The organism is Pseudomonas sp. PA1(2017), assembly GCF_001945375.1.
Lineage (GTDB): Bacteria > Pseudomonadota > Gammaproteobacteria > Pseudomonadales > Pseudomonadaceae > Aquipseudomonas.
Genome location: NZ_MSXU01000009.1, coordinates 56155 through 74497 on the forward strand (window position 1 = coordinate 56155; position 18343 = coordinate 74497).

The window sequence follows — 18343 nt, forward strand, 5'->3', positions numbered from 1 at the left end:
GACGCTGGCAGCCAGGTGCTCACCACGGGCGCTGAACTCCAGGGCATGGCCGCTCAGGCGGCCACTGCCCCCCGAGTTGTGTTCGTCGTGGCTGATCACGCCGACGTCATAGGCCAAGGCCGCGCCGTCGGCTCGGCACGTTTGCCCAGCAACTGCTGCAATTCCTGCAGGCGCTGTTGCTGCTCGTCGAGCAGGCGCTCCTGACGGTCGCGTATCAGATCCTGGGTCAGCGGCGTCTGGCGGTTCGCGGGCAGATCGATGGGGGGCGTTTGAGCAAGTGCAGTGAACGGCACTGCAATGAGCAACAGCGGGAAACACGAGCGCATGAAAATCCGTACCTGGAAAAGTGAATCATCCCTTAGCGGCGATTAAACACTTTGCCATCCGGATCTGTCCCGCCGAGAGACGAGATTCTCATTTCACTATATTGCGATGTATCTACGACCAAGGGACGTGACAAACCGCTCAATTTAGCCGGACTGCCTTTAGCCCAAGATGCCTAAATGTCAAGCACTCAACTCCTTATCCAGCACTTCCTCGATCTCGCTCTTGATCTTGCCGCTCATCACCGACAGCAGCAGGCCGAGGTTGAGTTGCAGCTGCACGCGGTTTTCGCTGACGGCGAGCCAGCCGTCGGCGCCGCTGCGTTTGAATTCCAGGGTGTCGCCCTTCCACTGGTAGCGCACGTCGTACTCGCGGGCCAGGCGTTCGGCGAGCTTTTCAGCCTTGCCACGGGCGGCCTCGATGCCCAGATTGTGGGGGCGGTCGACGGTGATTCTGGCCATCATGGCTCTCCTGACTGAAACGCGGGCGGGGCAATATACAAGATGCGCCCACAGGCCCACTACCACGCGTGCAGCCGGCGCCCGGCTTTTGGGTTTAGAATGCCCCACTCGGCGTTGTGCAAGCGGTTGAACAGGCCGTGAAGCGGCCTGCCGTGCAGTACTCGATGGAAACGCTTATTTACCTCGGTAAACTCGCCTTTTCGCTTGTCTGACTCAGTGGCATGCTGCGATGAGATGAGCCCGGCGCTGTCTCATGATCACGGTCACGCCATGCTGGGCTCCAAGCCCGCACACTGAGCAGACGCCAACGCCTCCCGGACTTCAGGAAAAGGGCCACATGAACGATCCGCGCAAGAACGACAGCAGCGAACCCACCACCCACTTCGGTTTCCAGGACGTTCCGGAAAGCCGCAAGGCGGAAAAGGTCGCCGAGGTGTTCCATTCGGTGGCCGCCAAGTACGACCTGATGAACGACCTGCTCTCCGGCGGCATGCATCGCCTGTGGAAGCGCTTCACCATCGAGCTGTCCGGCGTGCGCAGCGGCAACCGGGTGCTCGACATCGCTGGCGGCACCGGTGACCTGGCCCGCCAGTTCTCGCGCATCGTCGGCGAGACCGGCGAAGTGGTGCTGGCCGACATCAACGCTTCGATGCTCAAGGTTGGCCGCGACCGCCTGCTCGACCGCGGCGTGTCCGGCAACATTTCCTTCGTGCAGGCCGATGCCGAGAAGCTGCCTTTCCCGGACAATCATTTCGACTGTGTGACCATTGCCTTCGGCCTGCGCAACGTCACCCACAAGGACGCGGCCATCGCCTCCATGCTGCGCGTGCTCAAGCCGGGCGGCCGCCTGCTGGTGCTGGAGTTCTCCAAGCCCAAGAGCAGCCTGCTGTCCAAAGTCTACGACACCTATTCGTTCAACTTCATGCCGCTGGTGGGCAAGCTGGTCACCAACGACGCCGACAGCTACCGCTACCTGGCCGAGTCGATCCGCATGCACCCGGACCAGGACACCCTCAAGGCGATGATGCTGGACGCCGGTTTCGACCGCGTGACCTACCACAACATGACCGGCGGCATCGTCGCCCTGCACCGCGGTATCAAGCCCTGATGCTCACCCAGGCCCTGCTGGCGGCCGTCGAGCGCGGCCTCAACCGTGTGCTCGAGCTGGACAGCACCGCTCTGCCTCGCCTGGCCAAGCTCAATGGCCGGGTGATCGCGGTGCAGGCCCAGTCGCCGTCACTGCAGATGTTCATTCTCGCCGACGGCCAGGGGCTGCGCCTGGCCGGGCAATGGGCCGGCGCGGTCGACTGCACCCTGCGTGCCCCCGCCAGCGCCCTGCTGCGCCTGGCCCTGGCCCGGGACAAGCAGGCGGTGCTGCACGAGCCCGAGGTCGAACTCGATGGCGACAGCGGCGCGCTGATGGAGCTGGCCGGTGTGCTGCAGGATCTGGATCTGGACTGGGAGTACGAGCTGTCGCGCTGGCTCGGCCCGCTGCCCACGGCGCTGCTGGCTGGCCACCTGCGCAGCCGCGCCGGCTGGACGCGGGAGAACCTGCACAGCCTGCAACTCAGCCTGGCCGACTACCTCAGCGAAGAATCGCGCACCCTGGTCGGCCGACGCGAGGCCGACGCGCGTTTTGCCGAACTCGATGACCTGAAACTTTCCCTTGACCGTCTCGACGCGCGCATCGAGCGCCTCGCCCAACGCCATAAGCCCATCGCATGAAGCTGCTTGCCGTTCGTCGTCTGTTGCGCATCCTCTACGTGGTCATCCGCTACCGCCTCGATGACCTGCTGTTCGCCCTGCCGCTGCCGTTCTGGCTGCGCGCGCCGCGCTTCCTGCTGCCATGGCGCTGGGTGCCGCGCGGCAAGTCGTCGCGCAGCCGCGGCGAAAGCCTGCGCCTGGCGCTGGAGGAGCTGGGGCCGATCTTCATCAAGTTCGGTCAGTTGCTGTCCACCCGCCGCGATCTGCTGCCGCCGGATATCGCCGACGAACTGGCGCACCTGCAGGACCGCGTACCGCCGTTCGACCCGGCCAAGTCCCTGGCGCTGATCGAAGAGCAGCTCGGCGTGCCGGTGAGCGTGGCCTTCGCCCGTTTCGACACCGCGCCACTGGCCTCGGCCTCGGTGGCCCAGGTGCACGCCGCACAGCTGAAAAGCGGCGAGGAAGTGGTGGTCAAGGTGGTGCGCCCCGGCCTCAAGCCGGTGATCAAAGCCGACATGGCCTGGCTGTTCCTACTCGCCAAAATCGCCGAACGCGCCTCGGCCGAAGCCCGCCGCCTGCACCCGGTGGATGTGGTCAGCGACTACGAGAAGACCATCTACGACGAGCTCGACCTGCTGCGTGAGGCCGCCAACGCCAGCCAGCTGCGGCGCAATTTCGAGGACTCCGGCCTGCTCTACGTGCCGCAGGTGTACTGGGACTGGTGCCGCCCCAAGGTGCTGGTGATGGAGCGCATCTACGGCATTCCGGTCAACGACATGGTAACCCTGGCCGACCAGCGCACCGACATGAAACTGCTGGCCGAGCGCGGCGTGGAGATCTTCTTCACCCAGGTGTTCACCCACAGCTTCTTTCACGCCGACATGCACCCGGGCAACATCTTCGTCAGCACCCGCACGCCGTGGAACCCGCAGTACATCGCCATCGACTGCGGCATCATCGGCAGCCTCACCCCCGAGGACCAGGACTACCTCGCGCGTAACCTGGTGGCCTTCTTCAAACGTGACTACCGCAAAGTGGCGCAACTGCACATCGATTCGGGCTGGGTGCCCCAGGAGACCCAGGTCAACGACTTCGAGGCGGCGATCCGTACCGTCTGCGAGCCGATCTTCGAACGCCCCCTCAAGGACATCTCCTTCGGCCTGCTGCTGATGCGCCTGTTCCAGACCGCACGACGCTTCAACATGGAGATCCAGCCGCAACTGGTGCTGCTGCAGAAGACCCTGCTGAACATCGAGGGTCTGGGCCGCCAGCTGTACCCCGACCTGGACCTGTGGACCACTGCCCAGCCATTCCTGGAGCGCTGGATGCGCGAGCGCGTCAGCCCACGCAACGTCATGCACAACCTGCAGAGCCAGGTCGAGCAATTGCCGCACCTGGCCAACATGACCCGCAGCCTGCTCGAGCGCATGGCCCAGCCCCACGCCAACGACCCGCCACCGCCATGGCGCGAGCGTGATGGTTGGGCGGTGCGGCTGATCGGCGCCGCGCTGATCGGCGGCGGTGTGGTGACGGCCCTCGGCCTGGGCAACCTGAGCGAACCCGCCACGGCCTGGCCGGCCTGGCTGATGGGCGCCAGCGGTCTGTACCTGGTCCTGCGCCGATAGCCAGCCCGCGTCCCGGCTGGCACACTTGGCTTCGATTGAAGATGGAAATGCAATGAACGACTGGCTAGATGCAATCAAGTGGGACGACAACGGCCTGATCCCGGCCATCGCGCAGGACTACCAGACCGGGCGCATCCTGATGATGGCCTGGATGAACCGCGAAGCCCTGGCGTTGACCGCCAGCGAGCAGCGCGCCATTTATTGGTCACGTTCGCGCGGCAAGCTGTGGCGCAAGGGCGAGGAGTCCGGCCATGTGCAGAAACTCCACGAGCTGCGCCTGGACTGCGACGCCGACGTGATCGTGCTGATGGTCGAGCAGTTGGGCGGCATCGCCTGCCACACCGGCCGCGAGAGCTGCTTCTATCGGGTGTTCGAAAACGGTGCCTGGAAAACCGTCGATGCGGTGCTGAAAGATCCGCACACCATCTATTCGCCGGAGCACCGCCATGACTGATACCCTCAAGCGCCTGGCCGAGGTGCTGGAGTCGCGCAAGGGCGCGGCACCGGACAGCTCGTACGTGGCCAGCCTGTACCACAAGGGCCTGAACAAGATTCTGGAGAAGGTCGGCGAAGAATCGGTGGAAACCATTCTTGCCGCCAAGGACGCCGCCAGCAGCGGCGACTGCAGCGACCTGATCTACGAAACCGCCGACCTGTGGTTCCACAGCCTGGTCATGCTGGCCGCGCTGGATCAGCACCCGCAAGCGGTGCTGGACGAACTGGATCGCCGTTTCGGCCTGTCGGGGCACGCGGAAAAAGCCGCGCGCAGCGACAGCGACACTCAATAAAGACGCTGACGAGGACTACGAAACATGGGCATTTTCGACTGGAAACACTGGGTCGTCATTCTGATCGTCGTGGTGCTGGTGTTCGGTACCAAGAAACTCAAGAACCTGGGTTCCGACCTCGGTGAAACCATCAAGGGTTTCCGCAAGGCGATGAACGAGGAAGACGGCAAGCCGGCCGAGCCGCACGCGCAACAGCCGCAGCAACCGCAACAGCCTTACCAGCAACAAGCACCGCTGAGCCAGCCGCACACCGTTGAAGGCCAGGCCAGCAAGGTCGAAGAACCGCTGCGCAAAGACTGAGGCAAAGCATGTTCGGTATCAGTTTCAGCGAGCTGCTGCTGGTCGGGCTGATCGCCCTGCTGGTGCTCGGCCCCGAGCGCCTGCCAGGTGCGGCGCGCACCGCCGGATTGTGGATCGGGCGCATCAAGCGCAGCTTCAACGCGATCAAGTCGGAAGTCGAGCGTGAGATCGGCGCTGACGAAATACGCCGGCAACTGCATAACGAACGCATCCTCGAACTGGAGCGCGAGATGCAGGCGGTCAAGAACGACATCCTGCCGCCGGCGCCCCAGGCCAGCGTGCCGCCGCCTGCCATGCAACCGAGCACCGCTGCCGAGCCCGCTGCGCAAGCGCCGGTGGAGCCCGCTCCAGCGCCTGCAACACCGCCCTCCACGGCGCCCGTCGCCAGCCAGGACAAGACGCCGCAACCATGAGTCGACTGCCCGACAACGACCAGGAAATGCCGCTGGTTTCCCACCTCGCCGAATTGCGCACCCGTCTGCTGCGCTGCGTGGCGGCGATCTTTCTGATCTTCGCCTGCCTGTTCTACTTCGCGCAGAAGATCTACACCCTGGTCTCGGCGCCGCTGCGCCAGTACCTGCCCGAAGGCGCAACGATGATCGCCACCGACGTGGCCTCGCCGTTCCTCACGCCCTTCAAGCTGACCATGATCGTCGCGGTATTCCTGGCCATGCCGGTGATCCTGCACCAGGTCTGGGGCTTCATCGCCCCGGGGCTGTACAAGCACGAAAAGCGCATTGCCATTCCGCTGCTGATCTCCAGCATCATCCTGTTCTACGCCGGCATGGCCTTCGCCTACTTCCTGGTATTCCCGATCATCTTCCACTTCTTCGCCAGCGTGACGCCCGAAGGCGTGTCGATGATGACCGACATCGCCAGCTACCTCGACTTCGTGATGACGCTGTTCTTCGCCTTCGGCGTGGCGTTCGAGATCCCGGTCGCGGTGGTGCTGCTGATCTGGATCGGCATCGTCGACGTCGAATACCTGCGCAAGATCCGCCCTTACGTGATCATCGGCTGCTTCGTGGTCGGCATGATCCTCACCCCGCCGGACATCTTCTCGCAGACCCTGCTCGCCGTCCCGATGTGGCTGCTGTTCGAACTGGGCATCCTGGCCGGCAGCCTGATCCGCACGCGCCGCGGCCAGCCGGATGAGGAAGACGAAAACGCACCGACCGACCAGCCGCCCAGCGTCCAGCCATGAATCTGCTGCTGCTCGAGGACGGTGACTTCATCGCCGCCGACCGGGTGCGCCTGAGCGGTCGCCGCCTCACCCATCTCAATGAAGTACACCGTGCCGAGAACGGCGCCACCTTGCGTGTCGGCCGCCTTGGCGGGCAGATGGGTCGTGGCCAGCTGTTGCAGCTCGATGGGGCGAGCGCGGAACTCCAGGTCGCCTTCGACCAGCCGCCACCGGCCAAATTGCCGATCACCCTGCTGCTCGCCCTGCCGCGCCCGAAGATGCTCAAGCGCGTGCTGCAGAGCGTCAGCTCCATGGGCGTGCCGCGGCTGGTGCTGCTCAACAGCTACCGGGTGGAGAAAAGCTTCTGGCAGACGCCCTTTCTGGAGCCGGAAGCGATTCGCGAGCAGTTGATCCTGGGCCTGGAGCAGGCCCGGGATACCGTACTGCCCGAGGTGATCATCGAGAAGCGCTTCAAGCCCTTCGTCGAGGATCGTCTGCCCCAGCTGGCCGCCGGTACGCTAGGCCTGACCGGGCACCCCGGCGACTACCCGGCCTGCCCCCGCGCCGTCGAGCAAGCGGTAACCCTGGCCATCGGCCCGGAAGGCGGTTGGATTCCCTACGAAGTGGACAAGCTGGCCGAGGCCGGCCTCAAGCCAGTGCAGCTGGGTGAGCGGATCTTGCGGGTGGAAACGGCTGTTACCGCGCTATTGGCCAGGTTGTTCTGAGCGGTGCACGAGGGCGGCTTAGTGGCGGTAGCGGCCGTTATCCGATCCATTGTGGGAGCCGCGACCTCGCGGCGAATCGCTCAGGCACCGCCGAAATAGGCAGTCAGGCTGCAATCGTTTCGCCCCGAGGTCGGGGCTCCCACAGGTTGGTTTGAGTGTCTGCTTCTGCCTTACCAAGGCCATCGCGTAGCAGCAGGACATCCGGTAACGCCTTGCCCTGAGCAACGATTTGGCGCCAGCATGCGGTCTGCCTATGATGAATACCTCGTGCCCTCAAGGAGCTGTCATGCGCCGTCTGCTCACCGGCATCACCGTCATCCTGCTGTTGCTGCTCAACACGCTGATTCTCATCGGGCCGATGATGTTCATCGCCCTCGGCAAGTTCGTGCTGCCCGGCCAGGCGCTGAAGGCGGCCTGTTCGCGCCAGGTGATGCATATCGCCGAAGCCTGGGCCGAGAACTGCAAGCGCATCTTCGCGGCGCTCACGCCGACCCAGTGGGATATCCGCGGCAACGCCGAGCTGCGCCAGGACACGTCCTACCTGGTCATCAGCAACCACCAGTCGTGGGTCGACATTCCCGCGCTGGTGCAGGCCTTCAACCGCAAGACGCCCTACTTCAAATTCTTCCTCAAACAGCAGCTGATCTGGGTGCCCTTTCTCGGCCTGGCGTTCTGGGCGCTGGATTACCCCTTCATGAAGCGCTACAGCAAGGCCAAGCTGGAGAAGTACCCGCAGCTCAAGGGCCAGGACCTGGAAATCACCCGCCGCGCTTGCGAGAAATTCCGGGATCTGCCGGTTACCGTGGTCAATTACCTGGAAGGCACGCGCTTCACGCCCGCCAAGCAGGCCCAGCAGGGCTCGCCCTATCAGCACCTGCTCAAGCCCAAAGCCGGCGGGGTGGCCTTCGTACTCGCGGCCCTGGGCGAGCAGCTCGACGCCATTCTGGATGTCACCATCATTTATGCCGAGGACACCCCGCCCGGTTTCTGGAAGCTGATCAGCGGCCAGGTGCCAAAGGTCATCATGGATATCCGCACCCGGCCGCTGGAGCCGGCGCTGTGGCAGGGTGACTACCAGAACGATGCGGATTTCCGCCTGTACGTACAGGACTGGGTCAGCGGCCTTTGGGAAGAGAAGGATGCGCTGATCACCCAGCTGAAGCAGGAAGCCAAGGGCTGAGCCTGCCCCAGCCAAACGACTTCATCAGTCCGGCAGGATCATATGGCCGGCCTCGTCCAGCGGCGCGAAGGGATTGTGCGCCAGCTCCCAAAGGTGGCCGTCCGGATCGGCGAAGTACCCTGAATAGCCACCCCAGAACACCTTCTCCGGCGCCTTGACCTGCTGCGCTCCCGAGGCGACAGCGAGCGCCATGGCCGCGTCCACGGCCTCGGGGCTTTCCAGATTGTGCGCCAGGGTGATGCCGGAAAAGCCTGCAGGGCCGGCTTCGGGCAAATTGGCGTCCATGGCCAGCTCATCGCGTGAGAACAGCCCCAGGGCAAGGCCCTTGAGCTTGATGAAGACGATCTGCTCCTGGGACGCGGACGAGCGCGTCCAGCCCAGGCGTTCATAGAAGGCGGCGCTGGCCTGTACATCGGCCACGCCCAGGGTGATCAGGGAAATCCGCCGGTCAAAGCTCATGAGGTGCTCCTGCAGGTCGAGCCTGACAGGGTAGCAGCCGTGCTGACCACAGGAATGAAAAAGGAAGGTAAAGAAAAAGCGGAGCCTTGTGGCTCCGCTTTTCTGCTTCAGGCTGCGCTGAAGGTCTTGTGCGGGTCGATGACGAATTTCTTCGGCACGCCGGCATCGAACTCGCCGTAACCGCGCGGAGCGTCGTCCAGGCTGATCACCTGCACGCCAACCACTTCGGCGATGTTGATGCGATCCCACATGATGGCCTGCATCAGGGCGCGGTTGTACTTCATCACCGGGGTCTGCCCGGTATGGAAGCTATGCGACTTGGCCCAGCCAAGGCCGAAGCGGATGCTCAGGCTGCCGATCTTCGCAGCGGCGTCCACCGCGCCCGGATCTTCGGTGACGTAGAGGCCGGGAATGCCGATCTTGCCGGCGACCCGAACCACGCCCATCAACGAGTTGAGCACCGTGGCCGGCGCCTCGTGCTGGGCACCGGCATGGCCATGGCCGCGGGCCTCGAAGCCCACCGCATCGACCGCGCAATCCACTTCCGGCTCACCGAGCAGGTCAGCGATCTGCTCATGCAGCGGGGTGTCCTTGGACAGGTCGGCGATTTCGAAACCCTGGGCCTTGGCGTGCGCCAGGCGCACCGGGTTGACGTCACCGACGATCACCACCGCCGCGCCCAACAGACGCGCCGAGGCCGCTGCAGCCAGGCCGACCGGTCCGGCACCGGCGATGTACACCGTGCTACCCGGGCCAACGCCAGCGGTCACGGCGCCGTGGTAACCGGTCGGCAGGATGTCGGAGAGGCAGGTCAGATCGCGGATCTTCTCCATCGCCTTGTCGCGATTCGGCAGCTTGAGCAGGTTGAAGTCGGCATACGGCACCAGCACGTACTCGGCCTGGCCGCCAGTCCAGTCGCCCATGTCCACGTAACCGTAAGCGCCGCCGGCACGCGCCGGGTTGACGGTCAGGCACACGCCGGTGTGTTGTTCCTTGCAGGAACGGCAGCGGCCGCAGGCGACGTTGAACGGTACCGAGACCAGATCACCGATCTTCAGGTTCTCGACGTCGCTGCCCTTCTCGATCACTTCACCGGTGATCTCGTGACCGAGCACCAGGCCGACCTGGGCGGTGGTACGGCCGCGCACCATGTGCTGGTCGGAGCCGCAGATGTTGGTGGAAACGACCTTCAGAATGACGCCGTGCTCGATCTTGCGACCGCGCGGATCCTGCATCTTCGGATAGTCGATCTTCTGGACTTCGACCTTGCCTGTGCCGAGATAGACGACACCGCGATTACCAGACATATGAATCTCCTTTCTTCTTGTGGATGCAAGGCGCGAGGTCTTGCGATGGAGTATTGAAGCGTCTGTCTCGGCACCCGCCGGTAAGGGCAGGACGGCTACCGAGCTGTCGTGCTGACGGTGAGGGCAGCGCGAATGGTCTAGCCAGACTAGCTAGCGTATGGCGCAGCCGCGGATGCAAAACCGACAGCCGCCGTTCTCTGCGCGGCACCGCCTCAGGTTAGAGGACTACGGTCCGATTGGCGTTGAGAAACACCCGGCGCTCGAGGAAGTAACCGACCGCGCGGGCCAGGGTCAGGCATTCGATATCGCGGCCTTTTGCCACCAGATCCTCGGGGTAATGCGCATGATCGACGCTTTCCACTCCCTGGGTGATGATCGGCCCTTCATCCAGGTCGTTGTTGATGAAGTGCGCTGTGGCGCCGACCAGTTTCACGCCCTTCTGGTACGCCTGGTGATACGGCTTGGCGCCCTTGAAGCCGGGTAGCAGCGAGTGATGGATGTTGATCGCCCGGCCGTCGAGCTTGCGGCACAGGTCGGCGGACAGCACCTGCATGTAGCGGGCAAGCACCACCAGCTCGGCGCCGGTGTCCTCGACCACCTGCATCACCCGGCGCTCCTGGGCGGGCTTGTCGTTGGGGTCGAGCGGAAAGTGGTGGTACGGGATGCCGTGCCAGTCGGCGAGCGGCTTGAGATCCGGGTGGTTGGAGACGATGGCGGTGATGTCCATCGGCAACTGGCCGGTGCGCTGGCGGTAGAGCAGGTCATTGAGGCAGTGATCGGCCTTGGACACCATGATCACCACCTTGGCGCGGTAGCCCGGCGGCGTCAGCTCGGTGCGCATGTCGAACGGCGCAGTGCGCTCGTTGAGGCCGGCGAGGAAGGTCGCCTCGTCGAAATCGGCCTGGGTGCGGAATTCGACACGGATGAAGAAGCGACTGGCCAGGCGATCATCGAAGCTGTGGTGCTCGGTGACGTAGCAGCCCTGCTCGAACAGGTAGCGGGTCACCACATCCACGGTGCCCAGCACGCTGGGGCAGTGGGCGGTGAGAATCCAGGTGTCGGGGGTACGGCTCATGAAAGCGATTCCTTATGGTGATCGCTCCCATGCGCTGACCGGCAGTGCACGATCTGGAGCGTCGTTGGCTGCACCTGTGCGCAGCCTTTGGGAGTGGTGAAGCTAAAGCAGGAGCGACGGTCTGTGGGAACGGGCGGGGACGCCTAGTCCATGCCCGTGACTTTTCGCGGGCATGGACTAGGCGTCCCCGCCCTCCCCACAGTAAATCACCAATGCCCGCCTCTGCTTGAACATACCGCTTAGCGAAACGAAAACTCAGTCACGTAGGGTCGATGACGCTTCACCTACGCGGCCCGCCCCATCCACCGTTGCGATCCCAAGGTGGACGAAAAAAGCGTCGTCCACCCTACGGTTCCAATGTCCTCAAGCCTCCACAGCCAACCCGTACTCGGCGCTGGCATCCTGCAGCCACAGCCAGAAGTAGTCGGAGAAGCTGCGACGAATCAGCAGTTCCCAGGTGTCTTCGCCGGTGTGGCGAATCACCAGCTGGGATTTGGCGAACACCGTGCCCACGGCCTTGCCCACCGGGAAGTTGTTCGGGTGCACGTCGTAGCTGCTGGACTTCATCAGCAGTTCGCGCACCTTCGGCCCGGACAGCTCCAGCAAGGTTTGCCCACCGCTGACGTTGACCACCGAGATGTGCTGGCCGTCGAGGGCCTCGCGCAGCTTGCGCTCGACCTCGAGCTCGCTGCCGCCAGGCACGATCAGCAGCCATTCATCCGGGCCCAGCCATTGCAGCGAGGTATCGCCGCTGGCTACCAGCATCAGGGCGCCCGGCAGCTCCAGGCCCAGGGCCTTGTGCACGCCGCCGGCGAAGTTGGCGTCGTCGGCATCGCCACGCAGCACCAGGTGGCCCAGCAGTTTCTTCTCGCGCAGCGTCACCCCAGCGCCGGTGCGGCCCTTGCCGGCCAGCTCGTGCAAGCCGGCGTGGTGCAGCGGCGATTGCCCGGCGATGTCGGCGGGGCGTTGCTCGTAAACATTGACGTTAGACATTCTGGCGGTCCCCTTTCGGGTCATAGAACACGGGGCTGACGATTTCGGCTTCGATCACGCTGCCATCGACCAGCGGTGCGAACACGCGCTCGCCGATGCGCTTGAGGCCGCCCCTGACCAGGGCCATGGCGAAGGAATGGCCCATCGCGGCGCTCATGTAGCTGGACGTGACGTGACCGACCATGGTCATCGGAATCGACTGCTTGGGATCGAACACCAGCTGGGCGCCTTCCGGCAGCACCTTGTTCGGATCCACCGGCTTGAGGCCGATCAGCTGCTTGCGGTTTTCCTTCAGGCAGTCCTCGCGGTTCATGCCGCGCCAGCCGATCCAGGAGAACGGCTTGGTGCGACCGACGCACCAGCCCATGCCCAGGTCGTCCGGGGTGACCGAACCGTCGGTGTCCTGGCCGACGATGATGAAGCCCTTCTCGGCGCGCAACACGTGCATGGTCTCGGTGCCGTAAGGCGTCAGGCCGTGCTTCTTGCCGGCCTCGGCGATCTGCTCGAGAACGCCCAGAGCGTAATCGGCCTGCACGTTGACTTCGTAGCTCAGCTCACCGGTGAAGGAAATGCGGAACACGCGAGCCGGTACGCCAGCGACCTTGCCTTCCTTCCAGGTCATGAACGGGAAGGCGTCCTTGTCCAGATCGATGTCGGTGACTTCGGCCAAGAGCTTGCGGCTGTTGGGGCCGGACAGGGTCAGGGTCGCCCAGTGGTCGGTGACCGAGGTGAAGTACACCTTCAGCTCCGGCCATTCGGTCTGATGATAGATTTCCAGCCACTCCATCACGCGGGCAGCGCCGCCGGTGGTGGTGGTCATGACGAAATGGTTGTCGGCCAGACAGGCGGTGACGCCGTCGTCGAATACCATTCCGTCTTCCTTGCACATCAGGCCGTAGCGGGCCTTGCCCACGTCCAGCTTGGTCCAGGCGTTGGTGTACACGCGGTTGAGGAATTCGCGGGCATCCGGGCCCTGGATATCGATCTTGCCCAGGGTCGAGGCATCGAGAATGCCCACCGCATTGCGCACGGCCAGGCATTCACGGGCTACGGCGGCATGCATGTCTTCACCGTTCTTCGGGAAGTACCAGGGGCGTTTCCACTGGCCGACGTCCTCGAACTCGGCGCCCTGCTGCAGGTGCCACTTCTGCAGAGCGGTGTAACGTTTGGGCTCGAACAGCTCGCCGCAATGACGGCCGGCGATGGCGCCGAAGGTCACCGGGGTGTAATTCGGGCGGAACATGGTGGTGCCCATTTCACCGATGCCGATGCCCAGCGAACGGGCGGCGATGGCCAGGCCGTTGATGTTGCCCAGCTTGCCCTGGTCGGTGCCGAAACCCAGCGCGGTGTAGCGTTTGACGTGCTCGACCGACTCGAAGCCCTCGCGGGTGGCCAGCTCGATGCCGGCGGCGGTGACGTCGTTCTGCTGGTCGACGAATTGTTTAGGCGCACGCGCGGTGTTCTTGTCGTGCGGCACCTGGAACAGCGCGATGGTGGCTTCCTCGATACGCTTCTCGGCCTTTGGCAGGGTACCGGTAACGGGCTGGAAGCCCACTTCCGCGGCGGCCTTGGCACCGGCTTCGAAACCGTCGGCCAGGCTGTCGCCCATGCCGAACACGCCATTCACGGCACCGGCGCAATGACGCTTCTGGAAGCCCTCACCCGGTACGAAAGCGAGGATGTCTTCACGCCAGACCGGACGGCCACCCAGGTGCGACGCCAGGTGCACGACCGGGCTGTAGCCGCCGGAACTGGTGATCAGGTCGCAATCGAGGGTCTCGCCGGGGCTGGTGACCTTGTGCCTGGCGGCGTCGATGGCGCAGATGCGCGCACCAGTGACGCGCTTGCTGCCGCGCGCTTCGACCACGGCGCTGCCGGTGAGTACCCGCACGCCACGCCGGCGCGCTTCCTCGACCCAGCTGCCGCGCGGGTTGCTGCGCGCGTCGGCCACGGCCACCACCTGGCGACCGGCGTCGAGCCAGTCGAGCACCACGCGGTAGGCGTAATCGTTGTTGGTCGACAGCACCAGTTTCTGGCCGGGCGCCACGCCGTAGCGGCGCACGTAGGTCGACACGGCGTCGGCCAGCATGTTGCCGGGCACGTCGTTGTTGCCATACACCAACGGGCGCTCGTGGGCGCCGGTGGCCAGCACCACGCGACCGGCACGCACCCGGTGCAGGCGCTGACGCGGCTGGCCCATGGGGGCGACTTCAACGAGATGGTCGGTGAGGCGCTGGTGAATGGTCAGGAAGTTGTGGTCGTGGTAGCCGTTGACCGTTGAACGCGGCAGCAGGGTCACTTCCGGCATGGCCTGCAGTTCGGCGATGGCCTTGGCGGCCCACTCGGCAGCGGGCTTGTCGTCGAGCATCTCGCGGGTGGAGAGCAGGCTGCCGCCGAGCTCTTCCTGCTCGTCGGCCAGGATCACCCGCGCACCGCTACGGCCGGCAGCCAGGGCTGCGGCCAGGCCGGCGGGGCCGGAACCGACCACCAGCACGTCGCAGTGCTGGTTCATGTAGTCGTAGATGTCGGGGTCGTTTTCTTTCGGCGAACGACCGAGACCGGCGGCCTTGCGAATGTACTTCTCGTAGGTCAGCCACAGGTTCTGCGGGTACATGAAGGTCTTGTAGTAGAAACCGGGCGGCATCATGCCACCGCCGACCTTGCCGAGGATGCCCATCAGGTCAGTATTGACGCTCGGCCAGCCGTTGGTGCTGGTAGCGCTCAGGTTGGCGTACAGCGCCTGCTGGGTGGCACGCACGTTGGGGATCTGCGCCGCCTCGGTGGAGCCGATCTGCAGCACGGCATTGGGCTCTTCGGCACCGGCAGCGACGATGCCGCGCGGGCGCGAGTACTTGAAGCTGCGGCCGACGACGTCGACGCCATTGGCAAGCAGCGCAGCGGCCAGGGTGTCGCCGGCGTAACCCTGGTAGGTCTGGCCGTTGAAGTTGAAGGTCAGCGGCTGGCTACGGTCGATGCGGCCACCCTGGGAAAGACGATTGACCTGGCTCATGCCGTTACTCCTTGGTCAGCGGCCTTTTTCGCGGCGATGCCAGCCTCAGTCACGCTGGGGCGCTCGCCGATCTTGTAGGTCTCGAGAATCTCGTAGCTCACCGTGTGACGGGTGACGTTGAAGTACTGGCGGCAGCCCGCTGCGTGAATCCACAGCTCGTGGTGGATGCCGCGCGGGTTGTCGCGGAAGAACAGGTACTCGCCCCACTCCGCGTCGGTGCAGGCGTTCGGGTTCAGTGGACGGGCGATGTGCGCCTGGCCACCAGCGTGGAATTCTTCTTCGGAACGCAGTTCGCCACAGTGAGGGCAGAAGATGTGCAACATGCTCGGTACCTCCAGAAAACCATCGTCCCCCTCTCGCCGAGAGAGGGCGCCAATATCAGTGGGCCACGCCGGCTGCGCCGTGCTCGTCGATCAGCGCCCCATTGTGGAAGCGCTCGATGGAGAAGGCCTTGGCCAGCGGATGCATCTCGCCCTTGGCCAGGCTGGCCGCGAACACGTTGCCCGAGCCCGGTGTGGCCTTGAAGCCACCAGTGCCCCAGCCGCAGTTGAAGTAGAGGTTCTTCACCGGCGTCTTGGCGATGATCGGGCAGGCGTCCGGCGTGGTGTCGACGATGCCGCCCCACTGACGGTTCATGCGCACGCGCGAGAGCACCGGGAACATCTCGACGATGGCCTGCAGGGTGTGTTCGATGGTTGGGTAGGAGCCGCGCTGGCCGTAGCCGTTGTAGCCGTCGATGCCGGCGCCGATGACCAGGTCGCCCTTGTCGGACTGGCTGATGTAGCCGTGCACGGCGTTGGACATGATCACCGTGTCGATGATCGGCTTGATCGGCTCGGAAACCAGCGCCTGCAGCGGGTGCGATTCCAGTGGCAGGCGGAAGCCGGCGAGCTTGGCCAGGTGCCCGGAGTTACCGGCCGCGACCACGCCGACGCGCTTGGCGCCGATGAAGCCCTTGCTGGTTTCCACACCGATCACCGCGCCATCCTGCTTGCGGAAGCCGATCACTTCGGTCTGCTGGATCAGGTCGACGCCCAGGGCGTCGGCGGCGCGGGCGAAGCCCCAGGCCACGGCGTCGTGACGGGCCACGCCACCGCGGCGCTGCAGCGAGGCACCGAGGACCGGGTAACGGGTGTTCTTCGAGCAATCGAGGTAGGGAATCATCTCCGCCACCTGCTTGGCATCGACCACTTCGCCATCGATACCGTTAAGGCGGTTGGCGCTGACGCGGCGTTCGATGTCGCGCATGTCCTGCAGGGTGTGGCCGAGGTTGAACACGCCGCGCTGGGAGAACATGACGTTGTAGTTGAGGTCCTGGGACAGGCCCTCCCACAGTTTCATCGCGTGCTCGTAGAGGTGCGCCGACTCGTCCCACAGGTAGTTGGAACGCACGATGGTGGTGTTGCGCGCCGTGTTGCCACCGCCCAGCCAGCCCTTCTCGACCACGGCGACGTTCTTCACGCCGAATTCCTTGGCCAGGTAATAGGCGGTGGCCAGGCCGTGACCGCCACCGCCGACGATGACCACGTCATAAACCGGCTTAGGGGTCGGGTTGCGCCACATGCGCTGCCAGTTTTCATGGTGGCTGAACGAGTGCTTGAACAGGCCGAAGCCGGAATAGCGCTGCATAAGGTACTCCTGAATTCTGCTTGCTGTAGGAGCACACCCGGACCGCAGGACGTATGAAACCCATCGATCGACGATGGGTTCCGGCGTCCTAGGGCATCAAAGCGGCAGCTCCGACGTGAAGACGATGCGTTAGCGATAGACCGGGTAATCGGCGCACAGACCGGCCGCCAGGCCAGCCACCTGGGCCTCGACATCGGCGTCGCCGAGGTGCTCGAGGATGTCGGCGATCCAGCCCGCCAGCTCACGGCACTGAGCTTCCTTGAAGCCGCGGGTGGTGACCGCCGGCGTACCAATGCGCAGGCCCGAGGTCACGAACGGCGACTGCGGGTCGTTGGGCACGGCGTTCTTGTTGACCGTGATGCCGGCGCGGCCCAGGGCGGCGTCAGCATCCTTGCCGGTGATGCCCTGCTTGATCAGCGAGAGCAGGAACAGGTGGTTGTCGGTGCCACCGGAGACCACGTCGAAACCGCGCTCGATGAACACCGCAGCCATGGCCTGGGCGTTCTTGATCACCTGGGCCTGGTAGTCCTTGAAGCCGGGCTCCAGCGCTTCCTTGAAGCACACGGCCTTGGCGGCGATCACGTGCATCAGCGGGCCGCCCTGGGCGCCGGGGAACACCGCGGCGTTGAGCTTCTTCTCGATCTCTTCGTTGGCCTTGGCGAGGATCAGCCCACCACGCGGGCCACGCAGAGTCTTGTGGGTGGTGGTGGTGACCACGTCGGCCAGCGGCACCGGGTTGGGGTACAGGCCGGCGGCGACCAGCCCGGCCACGTGCGCCATGTCCACGAAGAGCAAGGCACCGACCTTGTCGGCGATGGCGCGAAAGCGCGGGAAATCCAGGGTCTTGGAATAGGCCGAAAAGCCGGCGACGATCATCTTCGGCTTGTGCAAGGCGGCCAGGCGCTCGACTTCGTCGTAGTCGATCAGGCCGGTGTCGGTGTCGATGCCGTACTGCACGGCGTTGTACAGCTTGCCAGAGGACGACACCTTGGCGCCGTGGGTCAGGTGGCCGCCATGGGCCAGGCTCATGCCCAGGATGGTGTCGCCGGGCTGCAGCAGCGCCAGATAGACGGCCGAGTTGGCGGAGGAACCGGAGTGCGGCTGCACGTTGGCGAAGTCGGCACCGAACAGCTGCTTGGCGCGCTCGATGGCCAGCGCCTCGACCTTGTCCACGTGCTCGCAACCGCCGTAGTAGCGCTTGCCCGGGTAGCCTTCGGCGTACTTGTTGGTCAGGCCGCTGCCCTGGGCTTCCATCACGCGCTTGCTGGTGTAGTTCTCCGAGGCAATCAGCTCGATGTGATGTTCCTGACGACGCTCCTCGGCCTGCATGGCACTGAGCAGGGCGTCATCGTAGCCTTGAATCTGATCTTGCTTGCTGAACATCACGTTTCTCCCCGGGGCGCCTCGCAGCGCCGCATCTGGCTCGGTTGCTCGATATGAGTCTTGTTGCAGCGATGGTATGACTCGCCCTCGAGAACCAGATGCCTATGTACGCCACGGGAGATTGCGTTTGCGACATGCCTAAGCGTCGCATTTGTGCATGCCCGAACAGGCCGTTGAAAAACTACCTACGTTGCCAT

Annotated in this window: 20 protein-coding genes; 10 read left to right on the forward strand and 10 right to left on the reverse strand. The window is 64.5% G+C overall.

The features are described 5' to 3' along the window. Positions 1-95: 95 nt before the first annotated feature. Entirely contained in the window at positions 96-326 is a 231-nt protein-coding gene (locus BVH01_RS24285) for a hypothetical protein (RefSeq protein WP_139317793.1), read from the reverse strand. 180 nt (positions 327-506) lie between these two features. Further along, entirely contained in the window at positions 507-785 is a 279-nt protein-coding gene (locus BVH01_RS07320; RefSeq protein ID WP_075929718.1) for a polyhydroxyalkanoic acid system family protein, read from the reverse strand. Between the two features lie 337 nt (positions 786-1122). Here BVH01_RS07320 and ubiE point away from each other — a divergent pair, with 337 nt between their 5' ends. The 10 genes from ubiE to BVH01_RS07370 all read left to right on the forward strand — a co-directional run bounded on the left by ubiE (position 1123) and on the right by BVH01_RS07370 (position 8290). Next, positions 1123-1893, forward strand: a complete 771-nt coding sequence (ubiE, locus tag BVH01_RS07325) for a bifunctional demethylmenaquinone methyltransferase/2-methoxy-6-polyprenyl-1,4-benzoquinol methylase UbiE (protein ID WP_027908587.1) — start codon at positions 1123-1125, stop codon at positions 1891-1893. Next, on the forward strand, positions 1893-2510 hold the full coding sequence (locus BVH01_RS07330; protein WP_075929719.1) for an SCP2 domain-containing protein: 618 nt from the start codon (positions 1893-1895) through the stop codon (positions 2508-2510). Before ubiE ends, BVH01_RS07330 begins: the two co-directional genes overlap by 1 nt. Next, positions 2507-4114 carry a ubiquinone biosynthesis regulatory protein kinase UbiB gene (gene ubiB, locus BVH01_RS07335; RefSeq protein ID WP_075929720.1) on the forward strand — a complete coding sequence of 536 codons (1608 nt, stop codon included), beginning with the start codon at positions 2507-2509 and terminating at the stop codon, positions 4112-4114. The genes BVH01_RS07330 and ubiB overlap by 4 nt, the downstream gene beginning before the upstream one ends. A gap of 52 nt (positions 4115-4166) precedes the next feature. Further along, positions 4167-4568 (forward strand): phosphoribosyl-AMP cyclohydrolase, encoded by a 402-nt coding sequence (gene hisI, locus BVH01_RS07340; RefSeq protein ID WP_013793288.1) that lies wholly within the window; start codon positions 4167-4169, stop codon positions 4566-4568. Continuing rightward, positions 4561-4902 carry a phosphoribosyl-ATP diphosphatase gene (locus tag BVH01_RS07345; RefSeq protein ID WP_075929721.1) on the forward strand — a complete coding sequence of 114 codons (342 nt, stop codon included), beginning with the start codon at positions 4561-4563 and terminating at the stop codon, positions 4900-4902. Before hisI ends, BVH01_RS07345 begins: the two co-directional genes overlap by 8 nt. Positions 4903-4926: 24 nt before the next feature. Further along, entirely contained in the window at positions 4927-5202 is a 276-nt protein-coding gene (locus BVH01_RS07350) for a twin-arginine translocase TatA/TatE family subunit (protein ID WP_075929722.1), read from the forward strand. Positions 5203-5210: 8 nt separating this feature from the next. Continuing rightward, positions 5211-5615 (forward strand): Sec-independent protein translocase protein TatB, encoded by a 405-nt coding sequence (gene tatB / locus BVH01_RS07355; RefSeq protein ID WP_075929723.1) that lies wholly within the window; start codon positions 5211-5213, stop codon positions 5613-5615. Next, on the forward strand, positions 5612-6406 hold the full coding sequence (gene tatC / locus BVH01_RS07360) for a twin-arginine translocase subunit TatC (protein ID WP_075929724.1): 795 nt from the start codon (positions 5612-5614) through the stop codon (positions 6404-6406). The genes tatB and tatC overlap by 4 nt, the downstream gene beginning before the upstream one ends. Further along, the gene (locus tag BVH01_RS07365) at positions 6403-7110 is read left to right on the forward strand and encodes a 16S rRNA (uracil(1498)-N(3))-methyltransferase (protein ID WP_075929725.1); all 708 of its coding nucleotides are present in this window, start codon (positions 6403-6405) and stop codon (positions 7108-7110) included. Before tatC ends, BVH01_RS07365 begins: the two co-directional genes overlap by 4 nt. Positions 7111-7396: 286 nt before the next feature. Next, the gene (locus BVH01_RS07370) at positions 7397-8290 is read left to right on the forward strand and encodes an acyltransferase (RefSeq protein WP_075929726.1); all 894 of its coding nucleotides are present in this window, start codon (positions 7397-7399) and stop codon (positions 8288-8290) included. Between the two features lie 24 nt (positions 8291-8314). Here the strand turns inward: BVH01_RS07370 and BVH01_RS07375 are convergent, their stop codons facing one another. The 8 genes from BVH01_RS07375 to glyA form a co-directional block, all read right to left on the reverse strand. Further along, positions 8315-8749, reverse strand: coding sequence for a VOC family protein (locus BVH01_RS07375; RefSeq protein WP_075929727.1), 435 nt, complete (start codon positions 8747-8749; stop codon positions 8315-8317). A 107-nt stretch (positions 8750-8856) separates the two neighbouring features. Beyond that, positions 8857-10056: a formaldehyde dehydrogenase, glutathione-independent gene (fdhA, locus tag BVH01_RS07380; RefSeq protein ID WP_075929728.1), complete on the reverse strand. Its 1200-nt coding sequence runs from the start codon at positions 10054-10056 to the stop codon at positions 8857-8859. A gap of 217 nt (positions 10057-10273) precedes the next feature. Beyond that, a complete protein-coding gene (purU, locus tag BVH01_RS07385) occupies positions 10274-11131 on the reverse strand; it encodes a formyltetrahydrofolate deformylase (protein ID WP_075929729.1) in 858 nt (285 codons plus the stop codon). Between the two features lie 363 nt (positions 11132-11494). Further along, complete coding sequence (locus tag BVH01_RS07390) at positions 11495-12124, reverse strand: sarcosine oxidase subunit gamma (protein ID WP_075929730.1); 630 nt, start codon at positions 12122-12124, stop codon at positions 11495-11497. After that, positions 12117-15134 (reverse strand): sarcosine oxidase subunit alpha, encoded by a 3018-nt coding sequence (locus BVH01_RS07395; protein ID WP_075929731.1) that lies wholly within the window; start codon positions 15132-15134, stop codon positions 12117-12119. Before BVH01_RS07395 ends, BVH01_RS07390 begins: the two co-directional genes overlap by 8 nt. Continuing rightward, positions 15131-15457, reverse strand: a complete 327-nt coding sequence (locus BVH01_RS07400) for a sarcosine oxidase subunit delta (protein ID WP_075929732.1) — start codon at positions 15455-15457, stop codon at positions 15131-15133. Before BVH01_RS07400 ends, BVH01_RS07395 begins: the two co-directional genes overlap by 4 nt. A gap of 55 nt (positions 15458-15512) precedes the next feature. Then, positions 15513-16763, reverse strand: coding sequence for a sarcosine oxidase subunit beta family protein (locus BVH01_RS07405; protein ID WP_013793302.1), 1251 nt, complete (start codon positions 16761-16763; stop codon positions 15513-15515). Positions 16764-16892: 129 nt separating this feature from the next. Continuing rightward, positions 16893-18146 (reverse strand): serine hydroxymethyltransferase, encoded by a 1254-nt coding sequence (gene glyA / locus BVH01_RS07410; RefSeq protein WP_075929733.1) that lies wholly within the window; start codon positions 18144-18146, stop codon positions 16893-16895. Positions 18147-18343 lie beyond the last annotated feature (197 nt).

Bases quoted from the DNA above. Each gene is read 5' to 3' on its own strand.
- BVH01_RS24285 (WP_139317793.1), bottom strand. From the start codon at position 326: ATGCGCTCGTGTTTCCCGCTGTTGCTCATTGCAGTGCCGTTCACTGCA.
- BVH01_RS07320 (WP_075929718.1), bottom strand. From the start codon at position 785: ATGGCCAGAATCACCGTCGACCGCCCCCACAATCTGGGCATCGAGGCC.
- ubiE (WP_027908587.1), top strand. From the start codon at position 1,123: ATGAACGATCCGCGCAAGAACGACAGCAGCGAACCCACCACCCACTTC.
- BVH01_RS07330 (WP_075929719.1), top strand. From the start codon at position 1,893: ATGCTCACCCAGGCCCTGCTGGCGGCCGTCGAGCGCGGCCTCAACCGT.
- ubiB (WP_075929720.1), top strand. From the start codon at position 2,507: ATGAAGCTGCTTGCCGTTCGTCGTCTGTTGCGCATCCTCTACGTGGTC.
- hisI (WP_013793288.1), top strand. From the start codon at position 4,167: ATGAACGACTGGCTAGATGCAATCAAGTGGGACGACAACGGCCTGATC.
- BVH01_RS07345 (WP_075929721.1), top strand. From the start codon at position 4,561: ATGACTGATACCCTCAAGCGCCTGGCCGAGGTGCTGGAGTCGCGCAAG.
- BVH01_RS07350 (WP_075929722.1), top strand. From the start codon at position 4,927: ATGGGCATTTTCGACTGGAAACACTGGGTCGTCATTCTGATCGTCGTG.
- tatB (WP_075929723.1), top strand. From the start codon at position 5,211: ATGTTCGGTATCAGTTTCAGCGAGCTGCTGCTGGTCGGGCTGATCGCC.
- tatC (WP_075929724.1), top strand. From the start codon at position 5,612: ATGAGTCGACTGCCCGACAACGACCAGGAAATGCCGCTGGTTTCCCAC.
- BVH01_RS07365 (WP_075929725.1), top strand. From the start codon at position 6,403: ATGAATCTGCTGCTGCTCGAGGACGGTGACTTCATCGCCGCCGACCGG.
- BVH01_RS07370 (WP_075929726.1), top strand. From the start codon at position 7,397: ATGCGCCGTCTGCTCACCGGCATCACCGTCATCCTGCTGTTGCTGCTC.
- BVH01_RS07375 (WP_075929727.1), bottom strand. From the start codon at position 8,749: ATGAGCTTTGACCGGCGGATTTCCCTGATCACCCTGGGCGTGGCCGAT.
- fdhA (WP_075929728.1), bottom strand. From the start codon at position 10,056: ATGTCTGGTAATCGCGGTGTCGTCTATCTCGGCACAGGCAAGGTCGAA.
- purU (WP_075929729.1), bottom strand. From the start codon at position 11,131: ATGAGCCGTACCCCCGACACCTGGATTCTCACCGCCCACTGCCCCAGC.
- BVH01_RS07390 (WP_075929730.1), bottom strand. From the start codon at position 12,124: ATGTCTAACGTCAATGTTTACGAGCAACGCCCCGCCGACATCGCCGGG.
- BVH01_RS07395 (WP_075929731.1), bottom strand. From the start codon at position 15,134: ATGAGCCAGGTCAATCGTCTTTCCCAGGGTGGCCGCATCGACCGTAGC.
- BVH01_RS07400 (WP_075929732.1), bottom strand. From the start codon at position 15,457: ATGTTGCACATCTTCTGCCCTCACTGTGGCGAACTGCGTTCCGAAGAA.
- BVH01_RS07405 (WP_013793302.1), bottom strand. From the start codon at position 16,763: ATGCAGCGCTATTCCGGCTTCGGCCTGTTCAAGCACTCGTTCAGCCAC.
- glyA (WP_075929733.1), bottom strand. From the start codon at position 18,146: ATGTTCAGCAAGCAAGATCAGATTCAAGGCTACGATGACGCCCTGCTC.